The organism is Cupriavidus sp. 2KB_3 (assembly GCF_052115685.1).
GTDB lineage: Bacteria > Pseudomonadota > Gammaproteobacteria > Burkholderiales > Burkholderiaceae > Cupriavidus > Cupriavidus campinensis.
Window position 1 is genome coordinate 25185 of sequence record NZ_JBFRHD010000036.1, and the last position, 7424, is coordinate 32608.

The window sequence follows — 7424 nt, forward strand, 5'->3', positions numbered from 1 at the left end:
CATTGAAGGACAGCAGCATGAACATCGACGGTTACAGCATGGCGACGCTTGGCGCGTTCGTCGGCCAGGAGTTGGGCGTATCGGAGTGGGTCGAGGTGGATCAGGCGCGCATCGATGCATTTGCAGACTGCACGGACGACCACCAGTGGATCCACGTGGACGTGGACCGGGCGGGGCGCGAAAGCCCGTTTGGCGGCACCGTCGCGCACGGCTTCCTCACGCTTTCCCTGTTGGGCGGCCAGCTGACCCGCATGGGTATCGTCCCGGTCGACGCGAAAGCGGCCGTGAACTGCGGGCTCGAGAAAACGCGCTTCCTGACGCCAGTGAGAGCCGGGGCCCGGGTGCGCAATCGTGTGAAGCTGCTCGCGGCAGAGGACAAAGGTGAAGGCCGCATCATGCTGAGGACGGAGAACACCATGGAGATCGAAGGCCAGTCCCGGCCGGCCCTGGTCGCCGAGTCGCTGGCATTGCTGGTGGCCTGAGGAGAGACCCCATGGAAATGACGAAGCAACGTACAGGCAAGGCCGGCAAGCCAACCAAGGCCAATCGGCCGGCCGTGCCAGACAGCGGTGACTCGATCGCCGCCCTCCCTAATCCCTTTGTGGGCCTGCGCCCGGAGGATCTGGCTTCTACCGCGCACCAGATCGGCACGCAATGCGTTCAGGAGCCCGCACTGCTGCTGGAACAGCAGACGCAACTAGCGCATGACCTGCTGCGCGTGCTCGACGGCACGGCCAGTGCTCCGCCAGCCCGCGACCGTCGCTTCGCGGACCGGGAGTGGCACGACAACCCACTGTTCCGCATGCCGCTGCAGGGCTACCTTGCGTGGCGGGATGCCGTAACCGGCTTTGTCAGCCGCTCTGTCATGGATGCGCGCAGCAAGGAACGCGCGCAGTTCTTCACATCACTGGTTTTCGACGCGCTGGCGCCGACCAATATGCTGCTGGGCAACCCGGCAGCGCTCAGGGAGACGTTCGAGTCAGGCGGTCTCAGCCTGCTCTGCGGAATGACCAACCTGCTGACCGATGTCCTGACCAATCAGGGCATGCCTTCCCAGGTCGACAAGGGCGCGTTTCGTGTTGGAAAGGATCTGGCGAACACGCAGGGAGCGGTGGTCTTCCGCAATGACGTACTCGAACTGATCCAGTACACACCCGTCACGGCCAAAGTCCACGCCCGCCCGCAGCTTATCGTGCCGCCCCAGGTCAACAAGTTCTATGTGTTCGACCTCGCTTCGGGCAAGAGCATCGTCGAGTACCTGGTGGGGCAGGAATTCCAGGTGTTCATGGTGAGCTGGCGCAATCCGACTGCGGCACAGCGCGAGTGGAATCTCGACACCTACGTGGCGGCGCTGATCGAAGCGATCCATGCCATCCGCGATATCACTGGCAGTGACGATGTGAACCTGCATGGCGCCTGCGCCGGCGCGATGACGATAGCGGCACTGATGGGCTATTGCGCAAGCCGTGGCGAGAAACTGGTGAATGCCGCCACGCTGATGGTGTCCGTCTTCAGCCTGGACGGGCAGTCTCAGCTAGGCTTGTTCGCCACGCCGGAGGCTGTTACCACCGCGCGGCAAGGCAGCCAGGCCAGGGGCGTGCTCGACGGTGAGGAACTCGGCCGGGTATTCGCATGGATGCGGCCTAATGACCTGGTGTGGAACTACTGGGTCAACAACTACCTGCTTGGCAAGGCGCCGCCAGCGTTTGATGTCCTGTACTGGAATAACGACACGACACGGCTGCCCGCAGGATTCCATTGCCAGTTGCTCGACATCCTCTCGGACAACCTGCTTGCCACCCCGGGCGCGCTGACGGTGCTGGGCGAGCCCATTGATCTGTCGAAGGTCGCCTGCGACAAGTTCGTGTTGGCCGGCGTAACCGACCACATCACCCCGTGGCAGGGCGTGTTCCGCTCAGCACGCGCCTTCAGCGGACAGACCGAATTCGTTCTGAGCTCCAGCGGCCACATTCAAAGCCTGATCAATCCGCCCGGCAACGCGAAGGCAAAGTTCTTCGTGAACGGCGACGATACCACCGACCCGCAAGCCTGGCTGGACGGCGCCGAGGCCACGTCCGATTCGTGGTGGAACCACTGGAGCCAGTGGCTGAAGCAACGGTCCGGCCCGAAGCGCAAAGCCCCCTCGGCGCCTGGCAACGCACGCCACGCGCCGTGCGGCGAAGCCCCCGGACGCTACGTAATGGAAGCCTGACGCCCGGCCATGCCGCAGATTTTCCAGTTTTTCAACGCAACCTGAATGGAGACCATGAAGATGGAATCGACCAACACCGCGGGCGCGTTCGCCCCACACAAGAAGCTGTTTGACTTCGTCAAACACAACCGCCTGGATCCGGTGGCGATCCTGGAGTCCCGTCGCAAGGACATCGAGGCGCTGGCCGGCGTCAATCTCACGCTGCTGAGCGGCCTGCAATCGCTGGTCCGTCTGCAGGCCGAGTACCTGTGTGGCACCGCAGCCGATCTGCAGTCGCTCGGCACGACGAAGCAGGGCGATGAGCCCAAGGCTTCGGCTATGCGCGTGACCGACCTGCTGCCGCTCAGCCTGAACAAGGCCGTGACCGGCCTGCGTGGCCTGACCGACACCGTGTACAAGACGCAAGCCGACAGCTTTGCCGTGGTCGGCAAGCGTTTCGCGGAGAACGTGGAAGAAGTGAAGAGCATCCTGCGCCCCAAGCCGTAAGCCCCCCGGCACGGCCTCACCAGGTCGTGCCGTCCCGCCCGTTTCAGGGCAATGCTTCCAGGACGACTTGATGACAATAAACGGTGCCAGCGTTCAATCTGGCCACAAGATGGCAATCCAGACCGTAGACCTGGATGGACAGGTGCTGCGGGTTGGTATCCGGCCCGGCAACGATGCCGGGCCGCCGCTGCTCATGTTCAACGGTATCGGCGCCAATCTCGAACTCGTTGAACCGTTCGTCGACGCGCTCGAGGGTGTCGAAGTGATCATCTTCGATGTCCCCGGCGCCGGCGGTTCTCCCGCGCCGCTGCTTCCCTATCGCCTGTCCAATCTGTGCGTGCTCGCAGACAAACTGCTTGGCCATCTCGGCTATGAAGGGCAGGTCGACGTGCTCGGCGTTTCCTGGGGTGGGGCGCTCGCGCAGGAGTTCGCGCATCTCTACCCGATGCGCTGCCGGCGCCTTGTGCTGGCGGCAACGTCGCCCGGCGTGATCATGGTGCCGGGCAGTGTGTCGGTCCTCTCGAAGATGATCGGCGCGCGTCGCTATACCGATCCGGACTACCTGCGGCGCGTGGGCGCCGACATCTATGGCGGTGCCTTTCGCGACGATCCCGCATTGCTGGAGGCGCACGGCCGGCATATGCATCCGCCGCGCGGCCGCGGCTATGTGTACCAGTTGCTGGCGGCATGGGGATGGAGCAGCCTGTTGTGGCTTGGCGCGCTGGGCCAGCCCACGCTGGTCATGCACGGCTCCGACGATCCCATCGTGCCCCTGGTCAATGCCCGGATCCTCGCTTCGCGCATTCAGCATGCAGCGCTCCACGTCTTCGAGGACGGGCACCTATTCCTCCTGACTCGCGTCAACGAAGCGGCAACGGTGGTGCTGCGTTTCCTGCGTCAGCCTCAGGCCTGACGCAGTGGCCCCCCGGATTCCGGGGGGCCACCTTTTCCTCTCATTGTCTTGCATGGAGATGCCACGTCGGCCCCTCCCATGGAACTCATCGTAGGAGAGTGCGGGGAGGGCGGTCAGGTCTGTGCCTGCGAGGCTCGCTCGCTCTCGATGCGACGCAGGTCGGCGGCGTAGTACCTGCGGCCGATCGCGAAACACAATGTCGCGCACAGGCCGGCCAGCGGCATGATCTGCAGGGCGCCAAGCAAGCCGATCCTGTCGGCGATCAGTCCCGTCACAAAGGGACCGGGCGCGAGGCCCAGTAGGTTGTTGGCGAGCGTGAGCGTGGCGAAAGCCGTCGCGTGAATGGCAGGATGCGTGAGGTTGGCTACCACGGCGCTCGCCGGTCCCGCCGTACCGCCGACCAGCAACATGCCGGCAAAGATCAAGACCATCTGCGTCGTGCCCACCGGCGTGTGGAAGGCCGCCACGAGCAGCACGCAACTGGTGGTGCTGTAGGCAATGGCCATCAGCCACTTGCGGGTCGGGGCATTGCGGGCGGCCCAGTCGGTCAGCGCACCGCAGGCAATCATGCCTGCGCCGGCCGCCAGCACGAAGGCTGCGGCAGTCAGGCCTGCACGGTCCGTCGCCATGCCGTAGTAGCGTGACAGGTAGCTCGGCATCCACGCAAGCAGGGCGCCCGTGACCAGCAACTGCATGGCGCTGCCGACATAGGTATAAAGAATTGAGGGAGCCGAGAACAGGGCGGATACCAGGGGCCGCAATGCCAGGCGTTTGGGTGCTGCCGCGTCGCCCTTGTCCTCACCAATCCGCGCGCGCTGCCCCTTCAGGCGCGGTTCCGTCACCACAAAGCGAAACACTGCCACGAGTATCAGGCCGAAGATGGCCATCGCGGCAAACGCCCAGCGCCACCCGAGATGAGCGGCGAGGGTGCCGCCCAGGGCCATTCCCAGCACCGATCCGAACGGACCGCCGGCAATGAACGCGGCGCTCAGGCTGGACCGCAAGCGGCGGGGGAATACCGACAGCACCATCGCAATGCCCACGCTGCCGTAGGCGGCTTCGCCGATTCCCACGCACAGTCGGGCGATGAACATCTCGCCGAAGTTCGTCGCCACCGCACAGCCGAGCGTAGCGAGGCTCCACAAGCCGGCCATCAGCATGAGGCTCTTGACCCGGCCCCAGCGGTCGGCGAGGACAGACAGTGGCAATGTCAGGATCCCCACCATCAGTGCAACAATGCCGCCGAGCGCACCGAGTTCCGTATCGGTCAACGCCCATTCGTGCTTCAGCAGCGGAAATACCGCATTGAGCACCTGGCGCGACATGTAGTCTGACAGCAGCAGACCAAAGCCCAGCGCGAACACCACCCACGAGTAGTAGTGGAGTCCGATTGGCTTGGCTGGATCTGCTGCCAGCGTGGGAAATGTGGAACGTTCGAGCATGAATACCTCAGAAGGAACACTTTGACGACTCCCGGCCACCTGAGCCGAGGCGCTGACGCTTCCTTCCATGGCGCTTGCCATCGTCCGGTCGCAACGGAAACAAGTATCTAGCATCAGATGCGTACGGTTTGACATTTCGGGACATGCGTTTTGCTTTTCGGGATAGTCCGGGAAAACCTGAGGGCCCCGATGCCGTGTCCGGCGGTCCAAATCCGAGTTCAGCGAACTGCACCGGGTCACTTAGTATGAAATGCGACGAGGGCGAATGCATCGAACTCGTCTTTTCCTTACGACACGGTTGCCATGCAAGACAAGCCTGACACAACAACATTCGCGCCGTTCAGCGTGTCGCTGCGCGACGGACGGGAGGTGCTGGTTCGGGAGATAGCCGAAGACGACAAGGCAGGCCTGCTGGCGGCGTTCGACAGACTTTCCGCCGACGCGCGTTACACGAGATTCATGGCCGTCATGCAACAGCTACCCGAAGCAATGCTTGAGCACGCGACGCATCCGTCGGCGGAGCGCGAGCTTGCCCTGGTGGCAATCGCCACCAAAGGCAAGGGGCCGGCTATTGTGGGGGGCGCGCGCTATGCCGCGGCGCCCGGCAACGATACTTGCGAGTTTGCGGTCACGATCGTCGATGACTGGCATGGGCTTGGCCTTGCCAGCCGACTGCTGAGCGCGCTGATCGACACCGCTCGCCGCCGCGGTTATCAATCCATGGAAGGCTATGTCTTGTCATCGAACACCGCGATGCGGCGATTGGCTCGCCGCCTGGGATTTGCCGACGTACCGTGTCCCGACGACACTACGTTGCGAGTGGTGACCCTTGCGCTGTAAGAGGGTGTTGATCGGGATGGTTGGGGGGCAAAGCATGCAAGTTATTTAACATAAGATAGATTATGTGTGTGATTGATGTTGGCGCTAAATAGTAATGTCGTATCTGAGCCAAATAGAAATGTCGCCCCCTTAGCCAAGGCTGGCATTCTGGCGGTTTCCCGTCTGCGCAAGACCGGAGGCCGCCATGCCGATGCCCGAGTCCATCACGGCTCCGATATCGCGAGGACGGGCCCTGTGGGTTGGGTTCTCGCAAGCGTGGACGCAGCAGCAATCGTCAGCTTCCTCCTGGTCTGGAATCCCGCGTGCGCGGCCTGATCCGCGACAGCTACGCGGACTTCGGGCCGACCTTGGCGGCCGAGAAGCTACGCGAGCGCAACGGCATCGAATTGGCGACGCAGACGGTCCGTCGGATCATGATCGACGCCGGCTTCTGGGTGCCCAGGAAGCTGCGCCCGCCCAAGATTCACCAGCCGCGCAACCGCCGGGCCTGCCTGGGCGAGCTGGTGCAGATCGACGGCAGCGACCACCCCTGGTTCGAGGACCGKGCGCCGGCCTGCACGCTGCTGGTTTACGTCGACGACGCCACGGGCCGCCTGATGCAGTTGCTGTTCGTGCCGACCGAATCGACGCTGGCGTACTTCACGGCCACGCGCGCGTATGTCGAGCGCCACGGCAAGCCGCAGGCGTTCTATTCGGACAAGGCCGGCATCTTCCGTTCGAACCGGCAGCCATCGCCCGAGGAGCGCGGTTATACCCAGTTTGGCCGCGCSCTGTTCGAGCTGAACRTCGACATCCTGTGCGCCAACACGAGCCAGGCCAAGGGCCGCGTSGARCGMATGAACGGCACGCTGCAGGACCGGCTGGTGAAAGAGCTGCGGCTGCGGGAGATCTCCAGCATGGAAGCCGCCAACGCCTATGCGCCGGCCTTCATCGCGAACTTCAACGCGCGCTTTGGCAAGGTGCCGCGCAGCGACTTCGATGCGCACCGGGCGTTGCGCGACGACGAGGAYCTGGAACGGATCTTCAGCTGGCGCGAATGGCGCAAGGTCTCGCAGAGCCTGACGCTGCAATACGACAAGACCATGTACCTGCTGGAAGACCGCCCCGAGCACCGGCAGCTGATCCACCGCTACATCGAGGTGGCCGAGTATCCGGACGGGCGGATCGAGCTGTGGGCCGATGGCGCGTCCCTGCCCTACACCACGTATCACCGGTTCCCGGAGATCGACCAGGGGGCGGTGGTCGAGAACAAGCGGCTGGGCCACGTGCTGGCGATCGCGGCACGGGTGCAGGCGCTGCGCGACAGCCGGCATCAGGCGGGACCGTCGCGCACGCTCTCGGGCGAGCCACCGCGCCCGGCCAAGGTGCCCTTGAACGTCAAGCGCCAACGGCTGATCAACCGGCTGGATCTGGAACGCGCCATCGCGGGAACGGAATGTCCCACCCTGCTCCCGGCTCAGGCGCCATCGGCCAGCGCCACCGCCTTACGGGCACCCCACAAAAAACATCCCACCCCGCACAAAAAGCACGC

General features: G+C 64.0%; 6 protein-coding genes and 1 pseudogene. 6 read left to right on the forward strand and 1 reads right to left on the reverse strand.

Annotated features, from left to right (window positions below; genetic code table 11):
- Nucleotides 1-17: 17 nt before the first annotated feature.
- The 4 genes from AB4120_RS27105 to phaZ all read left to right on the forward strand — a co-directional run bounded on the left by AB4120_RS27105 (nucleotide 18) and on the right by phaZ (nucleotide 3611).
- Entirely contained in the window at nucleotides 18-482 is a 465-nt protein-coding gene (locus tag AB4120_RS27105; protein WP_149137783.1) for a MaoC family dehydratase, read from the forward strand.
- An 11-nt stretch (nucleotides 483-493) separates the two neighbouring features.
- Complete coding sequence (locus AB4120_RS27110; RefSeq protein WP_441643064.1) at nucleotides 494-2212, forward strand: alpha/beta fold hydrolase; 1719 nt, start codon at nucleotides 494-496, stop codon at nucleotides 2210-2212.
- Between the two features lie 60 nt (nucleotides 2213-2272).
- Complete coding sequence (locus AB4120_RS27115) at nucleotides 2273-2698, forward strand: phasin family protein (RefSeq protein ID WP_441643065.1); 426 nt, start codon at nucleotides 2273-2275, stop codon at nucleotides 2696-2698.
- A 70-nt stretch (nucleotides 2699-2768) separates the two neighbouring features.
- Nucleotides 2769-3611: a poly(3-hydroxyalkanoate) depolymerase gene (gene phaZ, locus AB4120_RS27120; protein ID WP_441643066.1), complete on the forward strand. Its 843-nt coding sequence runs from the start codon at nucleotides 2769-2771 to the stop codon at nucleotides 3609-3611.
- A 113-nt stretch (nucleotides 3612-3724) separates the two neighbouring features.
- On the opposite strand, the gene AB4120_RS27125 is transcribed toward phaZ, so the two are convergent.
- A complete protein-coding gene (locus AB4120_RS27125; RefSeq protein ID WP_441643067.1) occupies nucleotides 3725-5053 on the reverse strand; it encodes an MFS transporter in 1329 nt (442 codons plus the stop codon).
- A 303-nt stretch (nucleotides 5054-5356) separates the two neighbouring features.
- Here AB4120_RS27125 and AB4120_RS27130 point away from each other — a divergent pair, with 303 nt between their 5' ends.
- Both AB4120_RS27130 and AB4120_RS27135 read left to right on the forward strand, forming a co-directional pair.
- Nucleotides 5357-5893 carry a GNAT family N-acetyltransferase gene (locus tag AB4120_RS27130; protein ID WP_149137787.1) on the forward strand — a complete coding sequence of 179 codons (537 nt, stop codon included), beginning with the start codon at nucleotides 5357-5359 and terminating at the stop codon, nucleotides 5891-5893.
- A gap of 212 nt (nucleotides 5894-6105) precedes the next feature.
- A pseudogene (locus tag AB4120_RS27135) lies at nucleotides 6106-7424 on the forward strand (ISNCY family transposase); the annotation flags it as partial.